28 protein-coding genes are annotated in these 26,042 nt (G+C 68.9%); 20 read left to right on the top strand and 8 right to left on the bottom strand.

The features are described from left to right. Positions 1–23 precede the first annotated feature (23 nt). Entirely contained in the window at positions 24–602 is a 579-nt protein-coding gene (locus tag Q0833_RS06970; protein ID WP_298431651.1) for a YqaA family protein, read from the top strand. Further along, complete coding sequence (locus Q0833_RS06965) at positions 599–1,063, top strand: disulfide bond formation protein B (protein ID WP_298431648.1); 465 nt, start codon at positions 599–601, stop codon at positions 1,061–1,063. Before Q0833_RS06970 ends, Q0833_RS06965 begins: the two co-directional genes overlap by 4 nt. A 21-nt stretch (positions 1,064–1,084) precedes the next feature. Here the strand turns inward: Q0833_RS06965 and Q0833_RS06960 are convergent, their stop codons facing one another. Beyond that, entirely contained in the window at positions 1,085–1,375 is a 291-nt protein-coding gene (locus Q0833_RS06960) for an usg protein (RefSeq protein ID WP_298431645.1), read from the bottom strand. 184 nt (positions 1,376–1,559) lie between these two features. Between Q0833_RS06960 and gyrA the strand changes: the two genes are divergently transcribed. The 5 genes from gyrA (at position 1,560) to gluQRS (ending at position 8,134) form a co-directional block, all read left to right on the top strand. Continuing rightward, positions 1,560–4,346, top strand: coding sequence for a DNA gyrase subunit A (gyrA, locus tag Q0833_RS06955; protein WP_298431642.1), 2,787 nt, complete (start codon positions 1,560–1,562; stop codon positions 4,344–4,346). 84 nt (positions 4,347–4,430) lie between these two features. Further along, entirely contained in the window at positions 4,431–5,252 is an 822-nt protein-coding gene (locus tag Q0833_RS06950; protein ID WP_298431638.1) for a LysR family transcriptional regulator, read from the top strand. 41 nt (positions 5,253–5,293) lie between these two features. Further along, on the top strand, positions 5,294–6,643 hold the full coding sequence (gene trmFO, locus Q0833_RS06945) for a methylenetetrahydrofolate--tRNA-(uracil(54)-C(5))-methyltransferase (FADH(2)-oxidizing) TrmFO (protein ID WP_298431636.1): 1,350 nt from the start codon (positions 5,294–5,296) through the stop codon (positions 6,641–6,643). A gap of 49 nt (positions 6,644–6,692) precedes the next feature. Continuing rightward, complete coding sequence (locus Q0833_RS06940; RefSeq protein ID WP_298431632.1) at positions 6,693–7,313, top strand: methyltransferase domain-containing protein; 621 nt, start codon at positions 6,693–6,695, stop codon at positions 7,311–7,313. Next, entirely contained in the window at positions 7,310–8,134 is an 825-nt protein-coding gene (gluQRS, locus tag Q0833_RS06935; RefSeq protein ID WP_298431629.1) for a tRNA glutamyl-Q(34) synthetase GluQRS, read from the top strand. The genes Q0833_RS06940 and gluQRS overlap by 4 nt, the downstream gene beginning before the upstream one ends. A 4-nt stretch (positions 8,135–8,138) precedes the next feature. Here the strand turns inward: gluQRS and Q0833_RS06930 are convergent, their stop codons facing one another. Together Q0833_RS06930 and Q0833_RS06925 are read right to left on the bottom strand one after the other, a co-directional pair. After that, complete coding sequence (locus tag Q0833_RS06930; protein WP_298431626.1) at positions 8,139–8,468, bottom strand: SH3 domain-containing protein; 330 nt, start codon at positions 8,466–8,468, stop codon at positions 8,139–8,141. Between the two features lie 65 nt (positions 8,469–8,533). Continuing rightward, positions 8,534–9,697, bottom strand: coding sequence for a M20 aminoacylase family protein (locus tag Q0833_RS06925; protein WP_298431623.1), 1,164 nt, complete (start codon positions 9,695–9,697; stop codon positions 8,534–8,536). Positions 9,698–9,754: 57 nt separating this feature from the next. Between Q0833_RS06925 and mazG the strand changes: the two genes are divergently transcribed. The 11 genes from mazG to Q0833_RS06870 all read left to right on the top strand — a co-directional run bounded on the left by mazG (position 9,755) and on the right by Q0833_RS06870 (position 20,071). Next, positions 9,755–10,579, top strand: coding sequence for a nucleoside triphosphate pyrophosphohydrolase (mazG, locus tag Q0833_RS06920; RefSeq protein ID WP_298431620.1), 825 nt, complete (start codon positions 9,755–9,757; stop codon positions 10,577–10,579). Positions 10,580–10,631: 52 nt separating this feature from the next. Then, positions 10,632–11,639, top strand: coding sequence for an extracellular solute-binding protein (locus Q0833_RS06915; protein ID WP_298431617.1), 1,008 nt, complete (start codon positions 10,632–10,634; stop codon positions 11,637–11,639). 59 nt (positions 11,640–11,698) lie between these two features. Continuing rightward, positions 11,699–12,634, top strand: a complete 936-nt coding sequence (locus Q0833_RS06910) for a nucleoside hydrolase (protein ID WP_298431614.1) — start codon at positions 11,699–11,701, stop codon at positions 12,632–12,634. 58 nt (positions 12,635–12,692) lie between these two features. Beyond that, a complete protein-coding gene (locus tag Q0833_RS06905; protein WP_298431612.1) occupies positions 12,693–14,081 on the top strand; it encodes a YdiU family protein in 1,389 nt (462 codons plus the stop codon). A gap of 33 nt (positions 14,082–14,114) precedes the next feature. Next, positions 14,115–14,525 (top strand): Fur family transcriptional regulator, encoded by a 411-nt coding sequence (locus tag Q0833_RS06900; protein WP_298431609.1) that lies wholly within the window; start codon positions 14,115–14,117, stop codon positions 14,523–14,525. Between the two features lie 190 nt (positions 14,526–14,715). Continuing rightward, positions 14,716–15,597, top strand: a complete 882-nt coding sequence (locus Q0833_RS06895) for a DMT family transporter (RefSeq protein WP_298431605.1) — start codon at positions 14,716–14,718, stop codon at positions 15,595–15,597. Positions 15,598–15,643: 46 nt separating this feature from the next. Beyond that, entirely contained in the window at positions 15,644–16,921 is a 1,278-nt protein-coding gene (gene eno, locus Q0833_RS06890; protein ID WP_298431602.1) for a phosphopyruvate hydratase, read from the top strand. 53 nt (positions 16,922–16,974) lie between these two features. Next, positions 16,975–17,868, top strand: a complete 894-nt coding sequence (locus Q0833_RS06885; RefSeq protein ID WP_298431599.1) for a DMT family transporter — start codon at positions 16,975–16,977, stop codon at positions 17,866–17,868. Further along, positions 17,865–18,299: a cupin domain-containing protein gene (locus Q0833_RS06880; RefSeq protein ID WP_298431596.1), complete on the top strand. Its 435-nt coding sequence runs from the start codon at positions 17,865–17,867 to the stop codon at positions 18,297–18,299. The genes Q0833_RS06885 and Q0833_RS06880 overlap by 4 nt, the downstream gene beginning before the upstream one ends. A 3-nt stretch (positions 18,300–18,302) precedes the next feature. Next, positions 18,303–19,553 carry a sodium:proton antiporter gene (locus Q0833_RS06875; protein WP_298431593.1) on the top strand — a complete coding sequence of 417 codons (1,251 nt, stop codon included), beginning with the start codon at positions 18,303–18,305 and terminating at the stop codon, positions 19,551–19,553. A 107-nt stretch (positions 19,554–19,660) separates the two neighbouring features. Then, the gene (locus tag Q0833_RS06870; protein WP_298435040.1) at positions 19,661–20,071 is read left to right on the top strand and encodes a VOC family protein; all 411 of its coding nucleotides are present in this window, start codon (positions 19,661–19,663) and stop codon (positions 20,069–20,071) included. 18 nt (positions 20,072–20,089) lie between these two features. Here the strand turns inward: Q0833_RS06870 and Q0833_RS06865 are convergent, their stop codons facing one another. From Q0833_RS06865 to Q0833_RS06845, 5 genes are all read right to left on the bottom strand, one after another. After that, positions 20,090–20,674 (bottom strand): HNH endonuclease, encoded by a 585-nt coding sequence (locus tag Q0833_RS06865; RefSeq protein ID WP_298435037.1) that lies wholly within the window; start codon positions 20,672–20,674, stop codon positions 20,090–20,092. Between the two features lie 162 nt (positions 20,675–20,836). Then, entirely contained in the window at positions 20,837–21,499 is a 663-nt protein-coding gene (locus Q0833_RS06860) for a prolyl oligopeptidase family serine peptidase (RefSeq protein WP_298431590.1), read from the bottom strand. Then, positions 21,496–22,119, bottom strand: a complete 624-nt coding sequence (locus Q0833_RS06855; protein WP_298431585.1) for a DNA-3-methyladenine glycosylase 2 family protein — start codon at positions 22,117–22,119, stop codon at positions 21,496–21,498. Before Q0833_RS06855 ends, Q0833_RS06860 begins: the two co-directional genes overlap by 4 nt. Further along, positions 22,094–22,813, bottom strand: coding sequence for a precorrin-6A/cobalt-precorrin-6A reductase (locus tag Q0833_RS06850; RefSeq protein WP_298431583.1), 720 nt, complete (start codon positions 22,811–22,813; stop codon positions 22,094–22,096). Before Q0833_RS06850 ends, Q0833_RS06855 begins: the two co-directional genes overlap by 26 nt. Next, complete coding sequence (locus Q0833_RS06845) at positions 22,803–23,828, bottom strand: cobalt-precorrin-5B (C(1))-methyltransferase (protein ID WP_298431580.1); 1,026 nt, start codon at positions 23,826–23,828, stop codon at positions 22,803–22,805. The genes Q0833_RS06850 and Q0833_RS06845 overlap by 11 nt, the downstream gene beginning before the upstream one ends. An 86-nt stretch (positions 23,829–23,914) precedes the next feature. On the opposite strand from Q0833_RS06845, the gene cobA reads away from it, so the two are divergent. Beyond that, positions 23,915–24,760 (top strand): uroporphyrinogen-III C-methyltransferase, encoded by an 846-nt coding sequence (cobA, locus tag Q0833_RS06840; protein ID WP_298431577.1) that lies wholly within the window; start codon positions 23,915–23,917, stop codon positions 24,758–24,760. Between the two features lie 7 nt (positions 24,761–24,767). After that, positions 24,768–26,012, top strand: coding sequence for a cobyrinate a,c-diamide synthase (locus tag Q0833_RS06835; RefSeq protein WP_298431574.1), 1,245 nt, complete (start codon positions 24,768–24,770; stop codon positions 26,010–26,012). The last annotated feature ends 30 nt before the right edge of the window (positions 26,013–26,042 follow it).

The following is a 26,042-nucleotide window of genomic DNA, read 5'->3' as shown; positions in this document are numbered from 1 at the left end:
GGGTTCCATGGGACCGCCCCGACATGCTGCGCGCCCTCTATGACTGGACCCTGCACTGGGCCGCCCATCGCCACGCGCTCTGGGTGCTCGCGGCGGTCAGCTTCATCGAAAGCTCGGTCTTCCCGATCCCGCCCGACGTGCTGCTGATTCCGATGGTGATCGCGGCCCCCCATCGCGCCTTCCGCATCGCCGCCGTCTGCACCATCGCCAGCGTCCTGGGCGCGCTTCTGGGTTACGCGATCGGGGCGCTGGCCTTCGAGACGATCGGCGAGCCGGTGCTGACCGCGCTGGGCAAGGCCGACAGCTTCGACGGCTTCACCGCGCGCTACAACGACTGGGGCGCATGGGCCGTTCTGATCGCGGGTATCACGCCCTTTCCGTTCAAGGTCATCACGATCCTTTCGGGCGCGACGGGCCTGTCGATCCCGGTCTTCATCGTCTCGTCCATCGTGGCGCGGGGCCTGCGGTTCTTCATCGTCGCCGGCCTTCTGTGGAAGTTCGGGCCGCCGGTGCGGGACTTCATCGAGCGCCGCCTCGGCCTTATGTTCACACTTGCCATCGCCCTCCTCCTCGGGGGCTTCCTGCTGCTGAGGGTTCTGTGAGACGTCTCATCGCCTATGCCATGCTGGGTCATGTCGGGCTCCTCGGCGGGGCCTTCGTGTTTCAGGCGCTGGGCTACGCGCCCTGCGCGATGTGCCTGTGGCAACGCTGGCCCCACGCGGCGGCGATCCTGATCGGCCTCGTGGCGCTCGCGGGGGTGATGCCCCGCGCGATGGCCCTCGTCGGGGCGGCGGCAGCGGCGGTCACCTCGGGGATCGGGGCCTATCACGCGGGCGTCGAGCAGGGCTGGTGGGAGGGTCCGTCCTCCTGCACCGGCGGCGGCGATGCGCTGGGCGGGCTCAGCGGCGGCGACCTCCTGAGCACCGACATCCCCGAGACGTTGGTGATGTGCGACGATATCGTCTGGCAACTGGGGCTGACGATGGCGGGCTGGAATTTCGTCCTGTCGGCGGGCCTCGTGGTGGTCTGGCTGATGGCCGCGCGGGCGCGCTCCCTGCGCTGAGCGTCAACCGCGCCGTCGGGGTCAGTGAAGCGTGAATTCCCCGGTCACGTTCCGCCATTCGCCCGGCGCGATCATCTTGCGATGCGCGAAGCGGACCGAATGGAGCGGGCCCTCGATCTCCTGCCCCCAGAATTCGATGAACCGGAAAAGGCGGGGATGATCCGGCGCGAGGTCGTAGTCCTGCCAGATGAAGGTGTTCAGCACATGCGGATGGTCGGGCATGTGGTAATACATCTCGGCCGTTGTGAGGCCGTAGCCGGCAAGCATCAGTTCGGTCTCGGAACGGGTCTCGGGCGCGGGTCTGGCGGCCATGGGCGTCACCTCCTGCGACCGAGCCTGCCACGCAAAGGCTGACGATCAATGAAAACGGGGCGTTGGCACTCGCAACGGACGGCTGCAAGGACTTGGCGCAACAGGTCGTTGAGCCCATATCGAGGGGGTGATACAGAGATCGCAGACTAGATATTGACCGGGGCGCGCCCCGTCGGAGACCTGCATGAGCGACGAGACGACCCCGCCCAACGGCGAAGACGAGACCCCCCGCGTGCCGATGCATCATGACGGCCCGCAGGTGTCGATCATCGACGAGATGCGGACCTCGTTCCTCGACTACGCGATGTCGGTCATCGTCAGCCGCGCGATCCCCGATTTGCGCGACGGTCTGAAGCCGGTGCACCGCCGCATCCTCTACGCGATGCACGAGACAGGGAACACGCACGACAAGTCCTACCGCAAGTCCGCGCGCCCGGTGGGCGATGTCATGGGCAAGTACCACCCGCATGGCGATAGCGCGATCTACGAGGCGCTGGTGCGGATGGCGCAGGACTTCTCGATGTCGCTGCCGCTGCTCGATGGACAGGGAAATTTCGGCTCGATGGACGGCGATAACGCGGCCGCCATGCGCTATACCGAGGTCCGTATGGACAAACCGGCAGCCGCGCTGCTGGCCGATATCGACAAGGACACGGTCGATTTCGTCCCGAACTACGACGGCAAGGACATGGAGCCGTCGGTCCTGCCGGCGCGCTTCCCGAACATGCTGGTCAACGGCGCGGGCGGCATCGCGGTCGGCATGGCGACCAACATCCCGCCCCACAACCTGGGCGAGGTGATCGACGCCTGTCTGCATCTGATCGAAACGCCGGACGCCTCGGATGAAGCGTTGATGGAGATCGTGCCGGGGCCGGACTTCCCCACCGGTGGCATCATCCTCGGGCGCACGGGCATCCGGAAGGCCTATCTCGAAGGGCGCGGCAGCGTCATCGTCCGCGCCAAGACGCGGGTCGAGGAGATCCGCAAGGACCGCTACGCCATCGTTCTCGACGAGATTCCGTACCAGGTGAACAAGGCCACGATGATCGAGAAGATCGCCGAGGCCGCCAAGGACAAGCGGATCGAGGGCATCGCCCATGTGCAGGACGAAAGTGACCGGGTCGGCGTCCGCGTGGTGGTCGAGCTGAAGCGCGACGCGACGGCCGAGGTCGTACTGAACCAGCTTTTCCGCTTCACACCGATGCAGACGTCCTTTGCCTGCAACATGCTGGCGCTGAACGGCGGCCGCCCCGAACAGCTCACCCTGCGCCGGTTCCTGACCTCGTTCCTCGACTTCCGCGAAGAGGTGATCGCCCGCCGCACGGCCTATCTTCTGAACGAGGCGCGGGACCGGTCGCACGTGCTTTGCGGTCTCGCCGTGGCGGTCAGCAACGTGGACGAGGTGGTCGCGACCATCCGGGCGTCGGCCGATGCGGCCGATGCGCGCCAGAAGCTGATGGAGCGCCGGTGGCCCGCGGGCGACATCCTGCCCTATATCGAGCTGATCGACGACCCGACCCACAAGGCGAACGACGACGGCACCTATAACCTGTCCGAACGTCAGGCCCGCGCGATCCTCGAATTGCGGCTGCAACGCCTCACCCAACTTGGCGTCAAGGAAGTCACCGACGAGCTCGAGGCGCTGGCCGAGAAGATCAAGGATTACCTCGACATCCTCGGCAGCCGGGCCCGCATCCTGACGATCATCTCGGACGAATTGCGCGAGGTTCGCACGCAGTTCGCCGTCGATCGCCGCACCGAGATCACCGACTGGTCCGGCGACATGGAGGACGAGGACCTCATCGAGCGCGAGGACATGGTCGTCACCATCACCGCGAGCGGATACGCCAAGCGCACCCCGCTGGCCGATTTCCGCGCCCAACGACGCGGCGGCAAGGGTCTGGGCGGGATGGCCACCAAGGAAGACGACGTCGTCACGACGCTCTTCGTGGCCAACACGCACACGCCGCTTCTGTTCTTCACGACCGACGGGATGGTCTACAAGCTCAAGACCTGGCGCCTGCCGCAGGGCGGTCGCACGGCCAAGGGCAAGGCGCTCGTGAACCTGTTGCCCATCGAGACGGGAACCGGCATCGCCGCGATCCTGCCCATCGACCGCGACGAGGACCACTGGGACGAGTTGCAGGTCGTCTTTGCCACCGACCGGGGCACCGTGCGGCGCAACCGCCTTTCGGATTTCGCCAACGTCATGCGCAACGGCAAAATCGCCATGAAGTTCGAGGGCGAAACCGAGGGCTGGCGCATGATCAACGCGCGCATCGCGTCCGCCGATGACGACGTGATGCTCGTGACCCGCTCGGGCCGCGCGATCCGCTTCTCGTCGACGGATGTGCGGGTCTTCAATTCGCGCGCCTCGACCGGCGTGCGCGGCATCCGTCTGGGCGAGGATGACGCGGTCGTCTCGATGGCCGTCATCCGGCATTTCGACGCGACCTCCGAGGAACGGACGGCATACCTCAAGATGCGCCGCGCGATGGCGGGCCTCGGCGACGATGCCGATGCCGAGGAGGAGGAGGCCCCGGCCGATCCCAACTTCTCCACCGAGCGCTACGCCGAGATGTCGGCGGCCGAGGACCTGATCGTGACGATCACCGAAGGCGGCGCGGGCAAGCTGTCGTCCAGCCACGACTACCCCGTGCGCGGGCGCGGCGGCATGGGCGTCAGCGCGCAGGACAAGGCGGCGCGCGGCGGCCCCATCGTCGCGGCCTTCCCCGTCGAGATGGACGACCAGCTCATGCTCGCGACCTCGACCGGGCAATCCATCCGCACCCCGATCGACGGCATCAGCTTCCGCTCGCGCAGCGCGGGCGGCGTGAAGGTCTTCGACACCCGCAAGGGCGAGAAGGTCGTCTCGGTCGCGCGGATCGCCGACCAGGGTGACGAGGATGCGCCCGAGGTCGACGTGGTCGACGGCCCCGTCGTGGAGGATGGCGACGGCGGTGCGGCCTGACGCCGCATCGGGCGCGCAACGCCGCAATTGCAATGGAAAGCGTTTCCTTGACCCGCTAGAATTCAGCACTAGCGGGAGATCGGCATGAGCTTGGACAACTGGGACGATCTCAAATTCGTTCTCTCCATGACGCGGCACGGGACCATGTCTGCCGCGGCTCGCTTTCTCGACACCAACGTCGCCACCGTGTCGCGCCGGATCGAACGGGTTAGCCAGGAGTTGGGCGTGCCGCTTTTCGAGAAGCGGGGTCAGGCCTTCGTCGCGACTGAATCCGCCAAGCGGCTGGCCGAGATCGGCGAGGAGATCGAGCAGAAGCTGCGCGGCGCGATGGCGAAGATGAAGGCGGGCGACGGCAACACACCGGTCGGGATCGAGATCGCGGCACCCCCCGCGGTGCATCACCATTACGTCCTGCCCCGCACCAGGACGATGGCCCATGACCTGCCGAACGTGCGCCTCACGCTGACCGACAAGGTCTATTCGCAAGGACTGGGCGAAGCCGACATCCAGGTCCGCATCGGACGGCCCGAGGGCGGACGGCTGAAAGCGCGCAAGTTCCGCGACTACAACCTATCCGTCTATCACGGGCGCGACCACGTGCTCGACGGTCAGTGGATCGGCCTGTCGCAGCGGTATCCGGACGCCGATCTGGTGCGCGAGATCTACAAGGATGCGAACACCTCGCCGACCTACCGGGTCGACGAGATGCCGATGATGCTCGACATGATTCAGGCGACGGGCCTGCCGGGCGTCTTGCCCGATTTCATGGCCGAGGAAACGGACGAGATCGTGCTGGCCGACCTTCCGGACAACGCCATCTCCGGCGAACTCTGGATCGCCTATCACGAGACGCGGCACGGCGACGCCACCTTGCGGTCCGTGGTCGAATGGTTCTGCGGCGCCTGACGGCCTTCCACCCGCGGGCCGAAGGGTCTATCCGGGGCGCCATGACAGACAGATTGCACATCGTCGGCGGCGGGATGGCCGGATCCGAGGCCGCTTGGCAGGCCGCGACCGCGGGCGTGCCCGTCACCATCCACGAGATGCGGCCGACGGTCGGCACCTTCGCACATCGCACCGGTTCGCTGGCCGAGATGGTTTGCTCGAACTCGTTCCGCTCGGACGATGACGAGCAGAACGCCGTGGGCCTTCTTCATTGGGAAATGCGGGCGGCGGGCGGCCTGATCATGGAGATGGCGGACGCCCACCGCCTGCCCGCCGGTGGCGCGCTAGCCGTCGACCGCGACCCGTTCGCCGAGGCCGTGACCGCGCGCCTCAGGGCCCACCCGCTGATCGAGATCGTGGACGAGGAGATGACCGCCCTGCCCGCGTCGGGCCACTGGATCATCGCCACCGGCCCCCTGACCGGCAGCGCGCTGGCGCAGTCCATCGCCGACGAGGCCGGACAGGAGAGCCTCGCCTTCTTCGATGCCATCGCGCCCATCGTCCATGCCGACACGATCGACATGGGACAAGCCTGGCGCCAGTCGCGCTACGACAAGGGCGAGACCGAGGATGAGCGGACGGCCTATATCAACTGTCCGATGGACCGCGACACCTACGAGGCGTTCATCGACGCGCTGCTCGCCGCAGAGAAGACCGAGTTCAAGCCGGGCGAGACGGCCGGATATTTCGATGGCTGCCTTCCCATCGAGGTGATGGCCGAGCGCGGCCGCGAGACGCTGCGCTTCGGCCCGATGAAGCCCGTCGGCCTGACCAATCCGCACGATCCGCAGACCAAGGCCTACGCCGTCGTCCAGCTGCGTCGCGACAACGCGCTGGGCACGCTCTACAATATCGTCGGATTTCAGACCAAGATGAAGTACGGCGCGCAGAAGTCTGTTTTCGCTATGATTCCAGGCTTGCAGGATGCGAGCTTTGCGCGGTTGGGCGGCATTCATCGCAACACGTTCATCAACTCGCCGACCTTGCTCGATTCCGAGATGCGGCTCCGCTCGAAGCCGCATATTCGCTTCGCGGGCCAGATCACCGGCGTCGAGGGCTATGTCGAGAGCGCCGCGATGGGCCTTCTGGCCGGTCGGATGGCGGCGGCCGAGATGCGCGGCGAGACGCTGCCCCCCGCGCCCGGCACGACCGCCATGGGCGCACTGGTCCGGCACATCACGGGCGGGGCGGATGCCAAGACGTTCCAGCCGATGAACGTCAATTTCGGGCTCTTCCCGCCGGTGGACGCGCGGGGCGGACGGCGCAACCGCGCCACGCGCTACAAGCTCTATACCGACCGCGCCAAGGCGAATTGGACGGCTTGGCTGGGGCTGCGCGAAGCGGCGGAATGAACCGACGGCGGCGGTGACAGCGCATCGTCCTGCCACTAGGCTCGAGCGGATGACCGACGCCAAGCTCCGACACGGCCTTTGGACCGCGCGCCCGCCCGACGAAGCGCGCGCGCTCTATGCCCAATGGGCCGACAGGTATGACGCGGACCTGACCGAAGCGGGCTATGCCACGCCCCGCAGGCTGGCCGCGATGCTGGCGGCGCATCTGCCCGCGCGGGACGCCCCGATCCTCGATTTCGGCTGCGGCACGGGTCTTTCGGGCGAGGCGCTGGCCGCCGAGGGCTTCGCCGCGATTGACGGCACCGACATCACGCCCGAAATGCGCGCGCAGGCCGAGTCCAAGCGGATATATCGCCGCCTCTTCCCCGCCACGCCGGGCGAGATCCCGGACCTGTCGGACTATGCCGCGATCGGGGCGGCCGGCGTCATCTCGCTCGGGGCCGCGCCGCCCGAGACGCTGGGCGCGCTGGTCGCGGCGATGACCACCGGCACCCTCCTCGCGTTCTCGTATAACGACGCCACGCTACAGGCCCGGCCCTATCTCGACGCCCTGGCCGATGTGCAGGCCGAGGGACGCGCCCGCCTGATCGCGGCGGAACACGGGCCGCATCTGCCCGGACAGGCGGGCGTCGAGGGCTCGACCGTGCATTTGCTGCGCAGGCTGGGGTGACACGCACCCGCTTCGCCCCTTCGCCCACCGGACCGCTGCATCTGGGCCATGCCTGGGCCGCGATGGTGGCCGACGATACGGGCGACATGCTGCTTCGCATCGAGGATATCGACCGCCAGCGGTCCCGCCCCGAATGGGAGGCGGCGATCTACGACGACCTGCGCTGGCTGGGCCTCGACTGGCCCGAGCCCGTGATGCGGCAATCCGACCGGATGGCGGCGTACGGGGCCGCGCTGGACGTTCTCTGGTCGCGAGGCCTGCTTTATCCCTGCACCTGCAATCGGCGCGACATCCAGGCGGCGGCCAGCGCCCCGCAGGAGGGCGCGCCGCTGACCGGGCCCGACGGCATCGTCTATCCGGGCACCTGCCGGGGGGCCTCGCGGACGGGACCGCGCCCCCAAGGGGTAGCGCTCAGGCTCGACGCGGCGGTGGTGGGCGACCTCTGCTGGACCGAGCGGGGCGCGCTTCGGACCGTGGAGGCAGACGCGTTTCGCACGGGCATCGGCGACGTCGTCCTCGCGCGGCGCGACTTCGGGACGAGCTATCACCTCGCCGTTGTCGTGGACGACGCGGCACAGGGCATCGACCTCGTCACCCGCGGTGCCGATCTCGAAGAGGCGACGCCGATCCACGTCGCGCTCCAGGGCTTGCTCGGGCTGCCGACGCCCGCCTACCTCCACCACGACCTCGTGCGCGATGCGGAGGGCCGGCGCCTCGCCAAGCGCGACGACGCGCGCGCGCTGGCCAGCTACCGTGCCGCGGGCTGGAGCGCAGACCGCCTGAAAGCCCGCCTGCGCGAGAGCCGGATCGCACCCGATTGATGGATCAGGGGATGCAGTTGCGCAGCCAGTTGCCGTGCGCCCAGCCGCGCCCGCCCGGATACTCGATCCCGATCCAGCCGTTCTGACCGTTGATCGTCGTGACGCGCTGGTTGTTCACCAGCTTGTCGATCATCCGGTAATGGGTGCCCGGCCCGGTGCGCACCGCGAGAAACCCGTCGCCGTTGGGATCGAGCCCGAGAACCGTGCAGACGCCCGAACAGGCCGCCTCGCTCGTCGCCTGATCGCAATAGGGGACGATCGGCACGTCGAGTTGCTGGGCCTGCGCCGCCGATCCGACGGCCAGCGAGAACATGAACATGGCTAGGAAACGCATACGGATACTCCTCCGGGGATCGCGGTCTCCCCCCCCCCGAAGGTTAACAGATCTGCGCGCCGCGGTCAGCCGACCGGCTGGGCGATCTCGACCATGCGGGCGAAGAAGCTGGCGCCGATGGGCGAAATCTCGTCGTTGAAGTCGTATTCCGGGTGGTGGAGCACCGGCCCGTCGCCCGCCCCGAGGAACAGGTATGCGCCGGGCCGCGCCTCAAGCATGTAGCTGAAATCCTCGGCCCCCATCTCGCGCGGATTGTCCGCGGTGACGGCATCCTCGCCCACGACATCGGCGGCGACCTTCGCGGCGAAGGCCGCGCGCTCGGCATCGTTGACGGTCGCCGGATAGCCGCGCTCGTAGCGGAGCGTCGCCTCTACGTCATAGGCCTCGGCATGTCCTGCCACGATCTGGCCTAGCCGCCGCTCGACCATGTCCTGAACGACCGGATCGAAGGTCCGCACCGTCCCACCGAGGAACGCGGTGCCCGGCACGATGTTGTCCGCCGTGCCCGTGTGGATCTGGGTGATCGAGACGACCAGCTCGTCCAGCGCGTAATGGTTGCGCGACACGATGGTCTGGATGGCGTTGCCGATCCCGAGGGCCGCGACGATCGGATCCTTCGTCTCGTGCGGCATGGCGCCGTGACCGCCCTTGCCGGTGATGTCGATATGGAAGGTGTCCACAGCGGCCATGATCGGCCCCGGCGTGGTGAAGAACTGGCCCTCGGCGAAGTTCGGCGCGTTGTGGATGCCGTAGACCTGCTCGATCTCGAAGCGGTCCATGATCCCCTCCTGCACCATCACCTCGCCGCCGCCGCCGCCTTCTTCTGCGGGCTGGAAGATCAGCGCGACGCGCCCCGCGAAGTTGCGCGTCTCGGCGAGGTACTTCGCCGCGCCCAACAGCATCGTCGTGTGGCCGTCATGGCCACAGGCGTGCATCTTGCCCGGCGTCTCGGAGGCGTGGTCGACGCCCGTCGCCTCGGGGATCGGCAGCGCGTCCATGTCGGCGCGCAGCCCGATGGTCGGCCCCGGCCCCTGACCTTCGATGATCGCGACGATGCCGGTCTGCGCAATGCCCTCGTGGATCTCGGTGATGCCGAAGGCGCGCAACTTCTCGGCCACGAACCCGCTCGTCTTCTCGAGATCGAACTGCAGCTCGGGATTGCGGTGCAGCCAGCGGCGCCATTCCTGCATTTCGGGCTGCAGGGCGGCGATGGAGTTGATGACGGGCATGGGCTTGTCCTCCGACTGGGGCTCGGGGCAGGAAACACCCGACAGCGGAGAATGCCAATGGCCGACGACACCCTTTGCACGACGCCCGGCGGGGGTCTGCCGCGCCTGCTGGCGATCATGACTCGACTGCGCGATCCCGAAACCGGTTGCCCGTGGGACATCGAGCAGGATTTCGCGTCCATCGCGTCCTACACCATCGAGGAAGCCTACGAGGTCGCGGACGCGATCGAGCGGGGCGCGTGGGACGAGCTGGAGGGCGAGCTGGGCGATCTGCTCTTGCAGGTCGTCTACCACGCCGAGATGGGGTCCGAGGCGGGCCGGTTCGACTTCCATTCCATCGCCGAGCGGGTGGCGCAGAAGATGGTCGACCGGCACCCGCATATCTGGGGCGACGGCGAACGTGACAAGTCCGCCGCCCAGCAGGTCGCGGATTGGGAGGCGTCGAAGGCCGCCGAGCGGTCGGGCCGCACGCTGGACGGCGTGGCGATGGGCCTGCCCGCGCTGATGCGGGCGGTGAAGCTACAGAACCGCGCGGCGCGGGTCGGATTCGACTGGCCCGAGACGGTCGCCGTTCTCGACAAGCTGCGCGAGGAGGCGGCGGAATTGGTCGAGGCCCGCGAGACGGCGACGGCGGCCGAGATCGAGGAGGAGATGGGCGACCTCCTCTTCGTTGTTGCGAACCTCGCGCGCCACCTTGAGGTTGATCCCGAATCTGCCCTCCGCGCCGCGAACGCCAAATTCATCCGGCGTTTCGAGGCGCTCGAGGATGCGTTGGCCGCCGACGGGCGCAGTCCGGCCCAGTCCGATCTGGCCGAAATGGACGCGCTTTGGGATGCGGCGAAAGCGCGGGAAAAAGTATCCGACAAGAAGAGTCGGGATTGACCCGACAGATTTAGTCGGAAATAGTCGCGGCCATGCAACCAAGGAGGCCGCGATGCTGCGCCACGCCATTCTCGCCACCACTGCCCTGACCGTCGCCGCGCCGGTCTTCGCGGGGGAGGTCAACGTCTATTCCTATCGTCAGCCCGAGCTGATCCAGCCGCTGGTCGACGGCTTCGAGGCGGCGACGGGGCACACCGCCAACGTGGTCTTCATCGATAAGGGCATCACCGAGCGACTGGTGGCCGAGGGCCCGCGCTCGCCGGCGGACCTTCTCTTCACGGTCGACATCTCGCGGCTGGCCGAGGCCAAGGAGGCGGGCGTCACCCAGGCCGTGTCCTCGGACGTGCTCGAGGCCAACATCCCCGATGCGCTGCGCGACGACGAGGGCCACTGGTTCGGCCTGACCACGCGGGCGCGGATCGTCTATGCCTCGAAGGACCGCGTCGCACCGGGCGAGATCACGACCTACGAACAGCTCGCCGATCCGATCTGGTCGGGCCGCATCTGCACCCGCTCGGGGACGCATGTCTACACGATCGGCCTCGTCTCGGCGATGATCGAGCATAACGGCGCCGAGGCCACGAAGACCTGGCTTGAAGGGCTGAAAGCGAACCTCGCGAAATCGCCCGAAGGCAACGACCGCGCGCAGGTCAAGTCGATCTGGGCCGGCGAATGCGACATCTCGCTGGGCAACACCTACTACATGGGTGCGATGCTGGCGGACGAGGAACAGTCAGAATGGGCGAATGCCGTGCGCATCGACTTTCCGTCTTTCGCCGACGGTCAGGGATCGCATGTGAACATCTCGGGCGTGGCCATGGTCAACGGAGCCGCCAACGAGGCCGAGGCGCTGGCCTTCATGGAATATCTCTCGTCGCCCGAAGCGCAGGAGATCTATGCCAACGTGGTCCATGAATACCCCGCATCGCCCGACGCGTCGCCCTCGGACCTCGTCGCGGGCTGGGGCGCGCTCGAGGCCGACACGACCGATCTGACCGCGATTGCCAGCCACCGGGCCGAAGCCCTGCGCCTGGTCGAGGAGGTCGATTTCGACGGCTGATCGGACAGGCGGGCGGCGCGCGCTGGACAACCGGCGCGCGCCGTCCTCTACCTGAGGCCATGACCCAGAAGATCATCATCGACACCGATCCCGGACAGGACGACGCCGTCGCCATCCTGCTGGCCCTCGCCTCGCCCGAACTCCACGTGCTCGGAATCACCGCCGTCGCGGGCAACGTGCCGCTGGCGCTGACCGCCAAGAACGCGCGGATCGTCTGCGAGTTGGCCGGGCGCCGCGATATTCCCGTCCATGCCGGATGCGACCGACCGCTGGCGCGCGACCTCGTGACCGCCGAGCATGTCCACGGCAAGACTGGCCTCGACGGCCCGCATCTGCCCGAGCCCGAGATGCCGCTGACGTCCGAGGACGGGGTCGGCTTCATCATCGAGACGCTCCGCGCCGAGCCCGCGGGCAGCGTCACGCTCTGCCCCCTCGGGCCGCTGACGAATATCGCCACCGCCCTCGCCCGCGCGCCCGATATCGCCGACCGGATCGCGCGGATCGTCCTGATGGGCGGGGCCTATTTCGAGGTGGGCAACATCACGCCCGCCGCCGAGTTCAACATCTATGTCGACCCCGAGGCCGCCCGCGACGTGTTCGCATCGGGCATCCCGATCACGGTCCTGCCGCTCGACGTGACGCACAAGGCGCTGACCACGGCGGCGCGGGTGCAGGCGTTCCGCGATCTGGGCACCAGGGTGGGCGACATGGTCGCCGCCTGGACCGATTTCTTCGAGCGGTTCGACAAGGAGAAATACGGCTCGGAGGGCGCGCCGCTCCACGATCCTTGTGTGATCGCGTGGCTTTTGCGGCCCGACCTCTTCTCGGGGCGCGAGATCAATGTCGAGATCGAGGTCGACAGCCCGCTGACGCGCGGCATGACGGTGGCCGACTGGTGGCGGGTCACCGACCGCGCGCCGAATGCGACTTTCATCGGCGGCATCGACGCGGACGGGTTCTACGATTTGTTGACCACCCGGCTCGCCCGGCTCTGAGCGGCGGGGGGCCAGCCCCCCGCACCCCCCGAGGTATTTGTGGCCAGAGGATGAAGAGATGTTCGCGTTCGACAACAGCTACGCCCGCCTCCCCGACCGGTTCCACACAAAGATGGCGCCGACGCCGGTCGCGGCCCCGTCCTGGATCGCGCTGAACGAGGGACTGGCGGGCGAGCTGGGGCTCGACGTCTCGGCCCTGCGTGCGGCCCCCGAGATCTTTGCCGGCAACCGTGTCCCCGAGGGCGCCGATCCGCTGGCCCAGCTCTATGCCGGACACCAGTTCGGCGGCTGGTCGCCGCAGCTGGGTGACGGGCGCGCGATCCTTCTGGGCGAGCATGTCGCGGACGGGCGGCGGGTCGATATCCAGCTCAAGGGCAGCGGGCCCACGCCCTATAGCCGCATGGGGGATGGCCGCGCGGCGATCGGCCCGGTGATCCGTGAATACCTCCTGTCCGAGGCGATGCATGCGCTGGGCGTGCCGACGACCCGCGCGTTGGCCGCCGTCCGGACCGGCGAGACGGTCCTGCGCCAGGAAGGCCCGCTGCCCGGCGCCGTCCTGACCCGCGTCGCGGCGAGCCATATTCGCGTCGGCACCTTCCAGGTCTTCGCGGCGCGCGACGACACCGATGCCCTCAAGCGCCTGCTGGACTATGCGATTGCGCGCCATGCCCCGGATGCCGACGGCCCGATGGGCCTTCTGCGGCACGTGATGGACGTCCAGGCCAAACTCATCGCGCAATGGATGGGCCTCGGCTTCGTGCATGGCGTCATGAATACGGACAACATGACGATCTCTGGCGAGACCATCGACTACGGCCCCTGCGCGTTCATGGAAGCCTATCACCCCGATACCGTCTTCAGCAGCATCGACCAGTTCGGCCGATATGCCTGGTCGAAGCAGCCCGACATCGCGCTGTGGAACCTCGCGCAGCTGGCGACCGCGCTCCTGCCCCTGATGGGCGAGCGGACGGCGGCGGTGGCCGAGGCGACCTCGGCGCTGGAGGGGTTTCATGACCTCTATGCCGACGCATGGACGCAGGTGATGACGGCGAAGGTCGGCACCCCGGACATGAGCCTCGCGATGGAACTGCTGGCGATCATGGCCACGGGTCAGGCCGATTTCACGAACACCTTCCGCGCGCTGGCCGTGGCGCCGGAGACCGCCCGCGATCAGTTCACCGACCGGGACGCCTTCGACGACTGGTTCGTCCGCTGGCAGGCGACGGACCCCGATTCCGCCGCCATGGCGCGCGCCAACCCCGCGATCATCCCGCGCAACCACCAGGTGGAAGCGGCGATCCGCGCGGCGCAACGGGGCGACGACGCGCCGTTCCACGCGCTCCATGCCGTCCTCGCCGATCCTTGGGTCGAGACCGAGGCCAACGCCCCCTACCGCCACCCCGCCAGCGCGGACGAACGCGTGACCCGCACCTTCTGCGGCACCTAGACCCCCGCCCGGCCGCGCACTAGGGAGGCCCCCATGACGACGCCGACGATCATCCAGCGCTGCGAGGCGGCCAACCTGCGGCTGACCGGGCCGCGCCGCGTCATCGCCCGCGTGCTCGAGGCCGCCGACGACCACCCTGATGTCGAAACGATCCACGCCCGTGCCGCGGCCGTCGACCCGAGCATCTCGGTGGCGACCGTCTACCGGACGGTCGCGCTCTTCGAGGAGGCGGGCATCGTCGAGCGGCGCGAATTCGGCGACGGCCGGGCCCGCTGGGAGGATGCCGAGCGCGACCATCACGACCACCTGATCGACATGCAGACCGGCGAGGTGATCGAGTTCGTCGACCCCGAGATCGAGGCCCTGCAGGAGCGGATCGCGGACCGGCTGGGCTACGACCTGAAGGGGCATCGGCTGGAGCTGTTCGGGACCCGGCGTCGGTGAGGATACATTCGGCTTTGCCAACCAGCGCGCCAAGGGTCGGGCCACGTCTCGATATGATCCACCACGGTCGGACGCCCCAGACCCGACGTTCATTTGCGCCGGGCCTCGAAAGAGATCACGAGCCCGTCCGAACAGACGGCGTTTGCCTGCGCCGACTCGGGCCGCCGACCGGGCGACAGGCCGCGACACGGTGAGCGATACGCTGAAGGGCTGCGCGCTGATGGTCGCGGCCATGGCCTGTTTCGCGGTCGAGGACGGGCTCATCAAGGCCCTTGCCAACCACATCCCGCCGGGCCAGATCATCTGGATGCTGGGCCTCGGCGGGGCCCTCGTCTTCGCATTCTGGCTCGGGCTGCGCGGCGGCGGGGTGCGGTCGCCGCTCTATCTCGACCGGCGCGTCCTCGTCCGCTCCGGGTTCGAGGTGATCGGCACGCTCTTCTTCGTCTCGGCCATCACCACCATCCCGCTGGCCACCGCGTCGGCGGTGATCCAGGCGACACCGCTCGTCGTGGCGATGGGGGCGGCACTCGTGCTCGGGGCGCGGGTCGGATGGCGGCGCTGGGCCGCGATCGGTGTCGGCTTCGCGGGCGTTCTGGTCATCCTGCGCCCCGGCGCAGACAGCTTCGATCCGGCCGTCCTCCTCGCGGTCGGGGCGACCATCGCGCTCTCGGCGCGCGACCTCGCCACGCGCACCATGCCGCCCGAGATCAGCGGCCCGCGTCTGTCGCTCCACGCCTTCGCGGCGCTGGTCCCCGCGGGGCTGCTGCTTCAGGCCGTGCAGGGCCAGCCCGTCGTCCTGCCGGAACAGGGCCAGGCGACGATCCTCGCGCTCTGCGTCATCATCGGCGTCGCGGCCTACGTCGCGATCGTGGCTGCGACCCGGCTGGGCGACATCGCCGTCGTCTCGTCGCTGCGCTACAGCCGGATGGTCTTCGCACTGATCATCGGCATGGTGGCCTTCTCCGAACGGCCTGACGCGGCGACGCTTCTGGGGGTCGCCATCATCATTCTGTCGGGGCTCTACACCCTCCTGCGGGAGGCGCGGCTTGCGCGGCTGGCTTCCCAAACCTGAGCCCCCGCGCTAAGGGGACGCCGAGCGAAGCCGGAGGCACACCCCCATGTTCACCATCACCGACATCCACGCGCGCGAGATCCTGGACAGCCGGGGCAACCCCACGGTCGAGGTCGACGTCATCCTCGAAGACGGTGCCCTGGGCCGGGCCGCAGTGCCCTCGGGTGCGTCGACCGGCGCCTACGAGGCGGTCGAGAAGCGCGACGGCGACAAGGGCCGCTACAAGGGCAAGGGCGTGCTCGGAGCGATCGAGGCCGTCAATGGCGAGATCATGGACGCGATCACGGGCTTCGACGCCACCGAGCAGGAAGCCATCGACGCCATCATGATCGAGCTCGACGGCACGCCGAACAAGTCGCGGCTGGGTGCCAACGCGATCCTCGGCGTGTCCATGGCCGTCGCCAAGGCCGCCGCCGAAGCCTCGGGCATGCCGCTCTACCGCTATGTCGGCGGCACCTCCGCGCGGATGCTGCCCGTGCCGATGATGAACATCGTCAATGGTGGCGAGCATGCCGACAACCCGATCGATATCCAGGAATTCATGATCATGCCGGTCGCAGCCGAAAGCATCGCCGACGCGGTGCGCATGGGCTCGGAGATCTTCCACACGCTCAAGGGCGAGCTCTCGGCCGCAGGCCTCTCGACCGGGATCGGCGACGAGGGCGGCTTCGCGCCGGACCTCAGCTCCACCCGCGATGCGCTCGATTTCGTGCTGAAGGCGGTGGAAAAGGCGGGCTACCGCCCCGGCGACGACATCTGGCTGGCGCTGGATTGCGCGGCTACGGAATACTTCAAGGACGGCGCGTATCACCTTGCCGGGGAAGACAAAGTCCTCTCGTCCGACGAGAATGTCGACTACCTCGCGGCGCTGGTGCGTGACTACCCGATCCTGTCCATCGAGGACGGAATGGGTGAGGACGATTGGGACGGCTGGGTCGCCTTGACCGAGGCGCTGGGCGACAAGGTCCAACTCGTTGGCGACGACCTTTTCGTGACCAATCCCGCGCGTCTCGCCGATGGCATCGAGAAGGGTGCCGCGAATTCGCTTCTCGTGAAGGTCAACCAGATCGGCACTCTTTCGGAGACGCTGGAGGCGGTCGAGATCGCGCATCGCAACCGCATGACCTGCGTCATGTCGCACCGATCGGGCGAGACCGAGGACGCGACCATCGCCGACCTCGCGGTCGCCACGAATTGCGGGCAGATCAAGACCGGCAGCCTCGCCCGATCGGACCGGCTGGCCAAGTACAATCAGCTGATCCGCATCGAGGAGATGCTGGGCGAGACGGCGCGCTACGCCGGGCGCAGCATCCTGCGCGGCTGATCCAAGGGCCGGGGCGCTTGCCGCCCCGACCGCCCGGGCCTAGCGTCGCGCCCATGGATGCCGCCGCCGCCCCCCGGATCGACCGCCCCGCGCTGGGCATGGCGCTGATGCTGGGCTTTTGCGTCACCGCCCCGCTGTCGGACGCGATGGCCAAGATCGCGGCGGGCACCTTCCCGGTCCTGCAGCTCGTCTTCATCCGTTTCGTGGTGCAGGCCGTGATCCTGATCCCGCTCGTCCGGCTTTCGGGGCAGAGCTGGCGCATTTCGCCGCTGGGCTGGCGGCTGACGGGACTGCGCACGGTGCTGCAGGTGACGGGCATCTGGCTGATGACCAAGGGACTGACCTACCTGCCGTTGGCCGACGCGCTGGCCATCGCCTTCGTCATGCCGTTCATCCTCCTGCTGATGGGGCACATGATCCTGGGCGAGGAGGTCGGGCCGCGCCGCCTCGCCGCCTGCGCGGTCGGCTTCGCGGGCACCCTCATGGTGATGCAGCCGAGCTTCGTCGAGGTCGGCTGGGCCGTGCTCTACCCCCTCGGGGTCGCCTTCGTCTTCGCGGCCTTCATGCTGGTCACCCGGCGCGTCGCGTCCGAAGCAGACCCGATCCCGATGCAGGCCGCATCGGGGGTGATGGCGGTGGTCGGCCTCGGTGCGCTCTACCTCGCGCTGCCGAATGTCGGACCCGTGGCACTCCTGCCGATCACGGGGCACCTGCCGGTCCTTCTGGCGATGGGTCTGCTCGGTACCTTCGGGCACCTCCTGATGACGTGGTCCCTGCGCCATGCGCCCTCGGCCACGCTCGCACCGATGCAATATCTCGAGATCCCCGTCGCGGCCGTGATCGGGTTGGCGATCTTCGGCGACTGGCCCGACGGTCTGGCCCTGGCCGGGATCGCGGTGATCGTGGCGGCGGGGCTCTATACGCTCTGGCGGGGGCGCCTCGCATGACGGCCGACGAGATCATCGCGGCGCTCGACCTCGCACCCCATCCAGAGGGCGGATTCTACCGCCAGACCTTCGTGTCCGAGGCTGGGCCGGGCGTGCGGCCCGCGGGTACTGCGATCCTGTTCCTGCTCCGCGACGGCGGCGGCAGTCACTGGCACCGCGTCGATGCCGACGAGCTCTGGTTCTGGCACGCGGGCGAGCCGCTCGTGCTGAGCATTTCGCCGGACGATGCCGGTCCCGCGACCGACACGGTGCTCGGCCCCGACATCCTGCGCCAGTCGATGCAGGGCTGCGTGCCGAAGGAACACTGGCAGGCCGCGCGCACCACCGGCGACTGGACACTCGTCAGCTGTACCGTCTCGCCCGGCTTTCGCTTCGAGGGTTTCACCCTCGCGCCGCCCACGTTCGACATCCCCCGCACGATCGGATCCTGATCCATGGACCTTCTCCAGATCGCCTCGCTCCTCCTCGTCATGGCAGGGGCGTTCGGGGCCGTGAACCACCTGTTCCTCAAGCTGCCTTCGGCGATCGGCATCCTGATCGTGGCACTGGCCGCATCGCTGACGCTGATGATGGTGGACCTCGCCGTGCCGTCCTGGGGCCTGGCGGCCGAGATCCGGACCGTCGTCCTCGACATCGAATTCTCGGACGCGCTGCTTGAAGGAATGCTGGGCCTTCTGCTCTTTGCCGGCGCGCTGCACGTCAAGGTCGCCGACCTCAAGCGCGAATGGGTCCTCGTGCTTCTGATGGCCACCATCGGCGTCGGCCTCTCGACCGCCATCGCCGGGATCGGGTTCAGTTGGATCACCGGAGCACCGCTCCTGATCGCGCTGGTCTTCGGCGCGCTGATCTCGCCCACCGATCCGGTCGCGGTGCTGGGCGTTCTGCGCGCCGCCGACCTGCCCAAATCGCTGGAAACAAAGATCGCGGGCGAAAGCCTTTTCAATGACGGCGTCGGCTATGTCGTCTTCCTCGTCCTCGTCGGGCTCGCCTATCCGGCGGGCGACGCGCATGGCTCGGGCCTCGAGGCGGCGGCGATCCTCTTCGTGCAGGAGGCGTTCGGCGGCGCGGCCCTCGGTGCGGCCCTCGGGTACCTGGCCTTCCGCGTCATGCGCCGCATCGACGATCCGCCGCTCGAGGTCCTCATCACGCTGGCGCTCGCATTCGGCGGCTACCAGCTCAGCCTCCTCCTCCATGTCTCGGCTCCGATCATGGCGGTGGTCGCCGGGCTTCTGATCGGCGATGTCGGCTCGAAATACGGGATGTCGGACGAGACGCGCGCCCATGTCGACACGTTCTGGACCCTGATCGACGAAATCCTGAACGCGGTCCTGTTCCTTCTGATCGGGGTCGAGGTCTTCGCGGTCGCTTTCGAGGCGTCCTACCTCCTCGCCGGGCTGGCCGCGATCGTCCTGCACCTCGTGGCGCGGTTTGCCGCCGTCGTGGTGCCGGTCACGCTGCTCCGCCCCTTTGCCGAGAGCATGGAGACGGGGCTCACGCGCATCATGACCTGGGGCGGATTGAAGGGCGGCATCTCGGTCGCACTGGTCCTGTCTTTGCCCGACGGCGAATGGACGCCCGTGATGCTCACGGCGACCTATATCGTGGTGCTCTTCTCGATCATCGTGCAGGGGCTGACGGTCGCGCCCTTGGCCAAGCGGCTCGGGGGCGCGCCGGGGCTGGTCTGAGAGCGGGACGGCAGCCGGGCGCTGGAGGCGCGGCACGTTCCGGCCTATGGATGGCGGATGATGTCCTGCCCGCCCGAACCATGCCGCAACCCATGCGGCCCCGCACAATGATCGGCTACGTCACCGTCGGGGCCGACGACATTCCGCGCGCCAAGCGGTTTTACGCGGCGATCCTGCCCGCGCTTGGCTACGGCGTGACGGAAGGGCCCGAGGGCCTGAGCTACGCCTTGGGGCCGGACCACCCGGCCAGTCTGACGGAGTTCTACGTCAAACCGCCCTTCGACGGCGGCCCGGCCTCGACCGGAAACGGGTCGATGATCGCCTTCGAGGCCCGGAGCCAACGGGACGTCCGCGCCCTTCATGCCGCGGCGATCGCGGCCGGGGGCCGGGACGAGGGGGCGCCCGGGTTCCGCGCGGACTACGGGGCGGCGTTCTATGTCGGCTATCTTCGCGACCCCCAGGGCAACAAGATCGCCCTCTACTCGAACGATCCTGGCGAGCCGGGACGTGACGGCTAGGCGGCGTCGCCGGCGGCCTCAGGCTTCCAGTTCGGCATCCCAGTAGAGGAAGTCCATCCAGCTGTCGTGCAGGTGGTTCGGTGGGAACTTGCGCCCGAGATTCATCAGCTCGCCCGAGGCCGGTTGCCGGGGCGGCTTGCGCAGCGTGAACCCGACCTGCTTGAGCGAGCGAGAGCCCTTGCGCAGGTTGCACCGCCCGCAGGCCGCGACCACGTTTTCCCACGAGGTGATTCCGCCCCGCGCCCGGGGCACCACGTGATCGAAGGTCAGGTCACCGCGCGCGCCGCAATACTGGCAGCAGAATTCGTCGCGCAGGAACAGGTTGAAGCGCGTGAAGGCGACCTGCCGCTGCGGCTTGACGTAGTCCTTGAGGACCACGACAGACGGGATGCGGATCACGGTGGTCGGCGAACGGACCACCTCCTCGTATTCGCTGACGATGGTGACGCGGTCGAGGAAGGCGGCCTTGACCGCATCCTGCCACGGCCAGAGCGAGAGGGGATAATAGCTCAGCGGGCGATAATCGGCGTTCAGCACAAGTGCCGGGAAATGACGCAGGCCGGCAGGATCGCGGGTGAATGCGGTTCGGAAATCCGGGTCGATCGTGTCGGTCGCAGGAACCATTGCGCTCGCATCCCCTGGCGTGGGGGCGGCGCGCCCGGTCGTCGGGCGCGTGGCCCCCGTCAGCTCGGACTATATATGGGTGCCGAGGACTGACAAGGGCCCAGATAGCGGGGTTGGATGACGGTTTTCCGACGTGTCCGTTCAGTCGCTCTCGATGCTCCAGATGTCCCGCAGGAAGGCCAGCGCGACCGACAGCCCGTCAGGCGCGATCCCGTGGCCGGTGCCCTTCATGATATGGGCGTAAACGCGGTCGAACCCCGCCCCTTCCAGCGCTTCGGCGGCCTGCGGAAGCGACTGGACCGGTACGACCTCGTCGGCATCGCCATGGACCAGCAGGACCGGGGGCCGGGTCGCCACCTCGTCGGCCAGCGTCTCGGGCGACAAAAGCCGCCCCGAGAATCCCACGATACCGGCCAATCCGGGGTCGCGACGGGGGCCGACATGCAGCGCCATCATGGTGCCCTGGCTGAACCCGAAAAGCGCGACATTCGAGATCGGCACGCCCTCGGCCGCGATCACCTCGTCAAGCCATGCGTTCAGGTCCTCGATGGCGCGCGCCATCCCGGCCTGCGCGGCCTCTTCGCTGGACCCGTCAAGCCACGGGATCGGAAACCACTGAAAGCCGCCGGGCATGCCCGGCAGTTCTTCCGGCGCGTCGGGGGCGAGGAAGGCGGTGCCGGGCAGATGTGGGCCCAGCGGATCGGCCAGCCCGATCAGGTCGGCGGCATTCGCGCCGTAGCCATGCAGGAAGATCACCAGCCGGTCGGGCGCTTCCGGCCCCCGGCGCTCATGCCTGAGTGTCACGCGATGCCCTCCCGACGCTTCTCCCGCGCGTAGTAGGCCCAGAAGAGCCGTGCCGCAACCGATCGCCATGGTGACCAATCCGCCGACCAGTCGCGCAGGGCCCGTTCCTTCGGGCGATCGTCAAGGCCGTAGACCATACGCGCGCCCTCCTGCAGCGCCAGGTCGCCCGGCGCGAAGACGTCGGCGTGGCCGAGGCTGAACATCGCGTAGATTTCCGCCGTCCAGGCCCCGATGCCCGGCACGGCGGTCAGGGTGGCCACGACCTCGTCGGTGGGCATCGCACGCAGGGCGGTCCAGTCGATGCCGGCCTCGGCCAGCGCGCGGGCGTAGCGCATCTTCTGCCGCGAAAGACCGCAGGCCTTCAGATCCGTCTCGGCAGAAGCGCGGATCGCGGCCTCGGTCACCAGCCCGGCCTCGGCGAGCCGCGCGTTGATCGCGGCCGCCGAAGCGATGCTGACCTGCTGTCCCACGATCGCCGAGAGAAGCGCCCCGAACCCGTCGTCGCGGCGCCGCAGCGGCAGGGGTCCGACCCGGTCGAGGGCCGCGGCCATCTTCGGGCATTCCGAACGAAGCCATGCGACTCCCTCGGCGACGTCATCCGGCCCTGCGATGATCCGCATGGGCGAGGATGAAGGCATAGGCGCGGTCGATGTCATGGGTCTCGTCTCCGGGCGGTGGGGGCGGTCGGTCAATGACGTGGACGGACACGCCCAAGCGGCGCGCCGCATCGAGCTTGGCCCGCGACCCGCCGCTGTTCTTGGTGACCAGATGGGTGATCGCGCGGTCCCGCATCAAGGCCGCTTCGTCGCGTTCGGTAAAGGGCGGCGTCCCGATGACCCAATCGACCCCTGCGCGGGCCGGGGCGGGATCGACGCGGCGGCAGGTCAGATCCAGACCTCGCCCGAGAAACGGGTCGAGCGCTCCCGGCCCGGCGGTCAGAAGAACGCGCGCGCCCGCAGGCAACGCCTCGGCGCAGGCGGTGGCGTCCGCGTGGCGGATCCAGCCCGGCTCGGTCGGCCAAGGCGCGCGGGTGAGACGCAGATAGGGGACGGCGCGCGCGGCGCAGATCGTCGCGGTGCGGGTGCTGATGGTGGACGCGAAGGGATGCGTGGCATCGAGGACCGCGGAATGCAACGCGAGCGCCGCGCGAAAGCCCTCCGCGCCGCCGAAGCCGCCGCGGCGCGTCGGCACCCCGAGATCGCGGGGCGAGTCCGTCGCCCCGGCCAGCGAAGCCGTCACGCGCAACCCGCCGCAGCGCGCAAGCAGGGCCCGCGCCTCGGCCGTGCCCGCCAGCACCAGAACGTCACCGCGCATGGGCCATCACGTCGCCCGCGCGATCGATGACGACCACGTCGACCTCGGCGTCGATTATGCCCAGGGCCGCGCGCCGGGCCTCGGTCCCGACCTTCTCCGCAAGCGCGGGCACCCGCGTCACCGCCTCGAGCACCGTGTTGCAATCGGTCAGATCGGTGCCCGCCCAGTCGCTCAGCCTCGCGAAATCCGCCTGCGAGCGCCCGGAATGAAGGTCCATTGCCCCCTGCCCCAACTTCGCGAGTTTTCCGACGCCGCCGCCGATCGTGACCCGTGCGATCGGATGACGGCGGAGATATTTCAGCATCCCGCCCGCGAAATCGCCCATGTCGAGCATCGCGTGATCTGGCAGACCGTGCAGCGCCTGCACCACCCGCTCGGACGTGGCCCCGGTGCAGCCCGCCACATGGGTCAGGCCGGACGCCGCAGCCACGTCGATCCCGCGATGGATGGACGCGATCCAGGCCGCGCAACTGAAGGGCCGCACGATCCCCGTGGTGCCGAGGATCGAAAGCCCGCCCTCGATCCCAAGGCGCGGATTCCATGTCTTCGCCGCCAATACCGCACCGCCGGGCACCGACACGGTGATCTCGATATCGGGCCGTTGCCCGTACTGCGCCGCCGCCTCGGCCACGACTTCGTCCAGCATCGCGCGGGGGACCGGGTTGATCGCGGGCTCACCCACCGCGATGGGCAGGCCGGGCTTGGTCACGGTGCCGACGCCCTCGCCCGCGCGGAACACGACCCCGCCGTCCGAGGCAGCAACGCGCACCACAATGGTCGCGCCATGGGTGACGTCGGGGTCATCGCCCGCATCCTTGATCACCGCCGCCTCGGCCCAGCCGTCGCCGATCCGACCCTCTGCGACCGCGAAGACCGGACGTTCCCCGCGCGGCAGCACGATCTCGACCTCGCGCGGCACGGCCCCGCCCCACAGCCCTGCTAGCGCGGCCTTGGCCGCGGCGGTGGCACAGGCACCGGTGGTCCAGCCCCGGCGCAGCTTCGGCGCGTCGTTCATGCGCCAACCCATGCCACGCCGCCCGCGGGCCGCCAATGGTCGCGCGCCGTCTTTCCAAATCGCGCGGGCCACGGCAGGAAGGAATCATGACGCCCGAACTCCCTCCGAACGACTGGCCCGAGCTGCAACGCGGCTGGGTCTGGCTGTGTGGTGCCGGTCCGGGCGACCCCGGCCTTCTGACGCTGCACGGGTTGAACGCTCTGCGGCAAGCCGACGTGATCGTCTACGACGCGCTCGTGGGCGAGGCGATCCTCGACTGGGCCCCGCAGGCCGAGCGCATCTATGCCGGCAAGCGCGGCGGTAAACCCTCGGCCAAGCAGCGCGACATATCGCTGCGGCTGGTCGAACTGGCCCGCGCGGGCAAACGCGTGCTGCGGCTCAAGGGCGGCGATCCTTTCGTCTTCGGACGCGGCGGAGAGGAGGCGCAGACGCTGGTCCAGCACGGCGTGCCCATCCGCATCGTGCCGGGCATCACGGCGGGGATCGCGGGGCTGGCCTATGCCGGCATCCCGGTCACCCACCGCGACGTGAACCAATCGGTCACCTTCGTCACCGGCCACGACGCCAGCGGGGCCGCCCCTACGGCGGTCGACTGGGCCGGGATCGCGCGCGGCAGCCAGGTGATCGTGCTTTACATGGGGATGAAGCATATCGGCCAGATCGCGGCCCAGCTCATCGCCGCCGGTCGCCGCCCGTCCGAGCCGGTGGCCGTCACGACCACCGCCACGCTGGACGGCCAGCGCACGATCGAGACGACGCTCGCCAACTGCGAGGCCGATATCGCCGCCGCCGGGCTCGAGCCACCGGCCATCATCTGCATCGGCATGGCCGTGGCGCTGCGCCAGGCGCTCGACTGGCAGGCGCAGGCGGCGGGCGAGGCGCCACGCGATCTCGACCCGCTCGACCGGCGACGGCCCGCCGAAAGCGCGTGACGCTCCCATGCCCGGCCTGATCCTCGCCGCGCCGTCTTCGGGCGCGGGCAAGACGACCGTGACGCTGGGCCTGCTGGGCGCGCTGCGGCAGGCAGGCCACGCGGTGCGCGGGGCGAAATCCGGCCCCGACTATATCGACCCGCGCTTCCATGCCGCGGCGACCGGCGCGCCCTGCCCCAATCTCGATGCCTGGGCGATGGCCCCCGCGATGATCGCGGGCCTCGCCGCAGGACCGGGCCTTCTTCTGATCGAGGGCGCGATGGGCCTCTTCGACGGGGCCCCGCCGGACGGGCGCGGCGCCGTGGCCGATCTCGCGCGGCAGATGGCGCTGCCCGTCGTGCTGGTGGTCGATGCGGCGCGCATGGCGCAGTCGGTGGCCCCGCTGGTCTCGGGCTTCGCCGCGCATGATCCGGCCGTACGGGTTGCGGGCGTGATCCTGAATCGGGTCGGATCGGACCGACACGGGACCATGCTGCGACATGCCTGTCCGATCCCGGTGCTGGGCGTGATTCCGCGCGACGCGACGCTCGCCCTGCCCGCCCGGCATCTCGGCCTCGTCCAGGCCGAGGAGCATCCCGACCTCGACGCCTTTCTTGCCCGCGCCGCTCAGATCGTCGCGGCCCATGTCGATCTCGACGCCCTCGTCGCATGCGCCGCCCCCCTGCCCGACACACCGCTCGTTGCCGTGCCACCTCCGGCCCAACGGATCGCGGTCGCGCAGGACGCGGCCTTTGCCTTCGCATACCCGCACCTCCTCGACGGCTGGCGGGCGGCGGGCGCGGAACTGCGGATCTTCTCGCCGCTGGCCGACGAGGCCGCGCCGCCTGCCGATCTCGTCTACCTGCCGGGCGGCTATCCCGAACTCCACGCCGGGCGACTCGCCGCCGCCGGGCGCTTCCTCGGATCGCTGGCCGACCGGCAGGTCTTCGGCGAATGCGGCGGCTACATGGTGATGGGCGACGGGCTGGTGGACGCGGACGGCACTCAACACGCCATGGCGGGCCTTCTGCGGCTGGAAACGAGCTTCGAGACGCGCCGGCTGCATCTCGGCTACCGCGAGCTCGAGGCGGGCCATGGGCCATTCGCGGGGCGCTGGGCGGGGCACGAGTTCCACTATGCCACGACCCTGCGCGCAGAGGGGGAGCCGGTGTTCGCGGCCAGCGATGCCGAGGGCACAACGCTTGCCCCCATGGGCCTGCGGCACGGGGCGGCCAGCGGGTCCTTCGCACATCTGATCGCGCCCCGCGCGTAGCGATACAATGACGCGCTGGTGGCCCTTGGT

The organism is uncultured Jannaschia sp. (genome assembly GCF_947503795.1).
In the GTDB taxonomy this organism is placed as follows: domain Bacteria; phylum Pseudomonadota; class Alphaproteobacteria; order Rhodobacterales; family Rhodobacteraceae; genus Jannaschia.
Note: the sequence above shows the minus strand (reverse complement) of the source record. Positions and strands in the feature narration are given on the sequence as shown.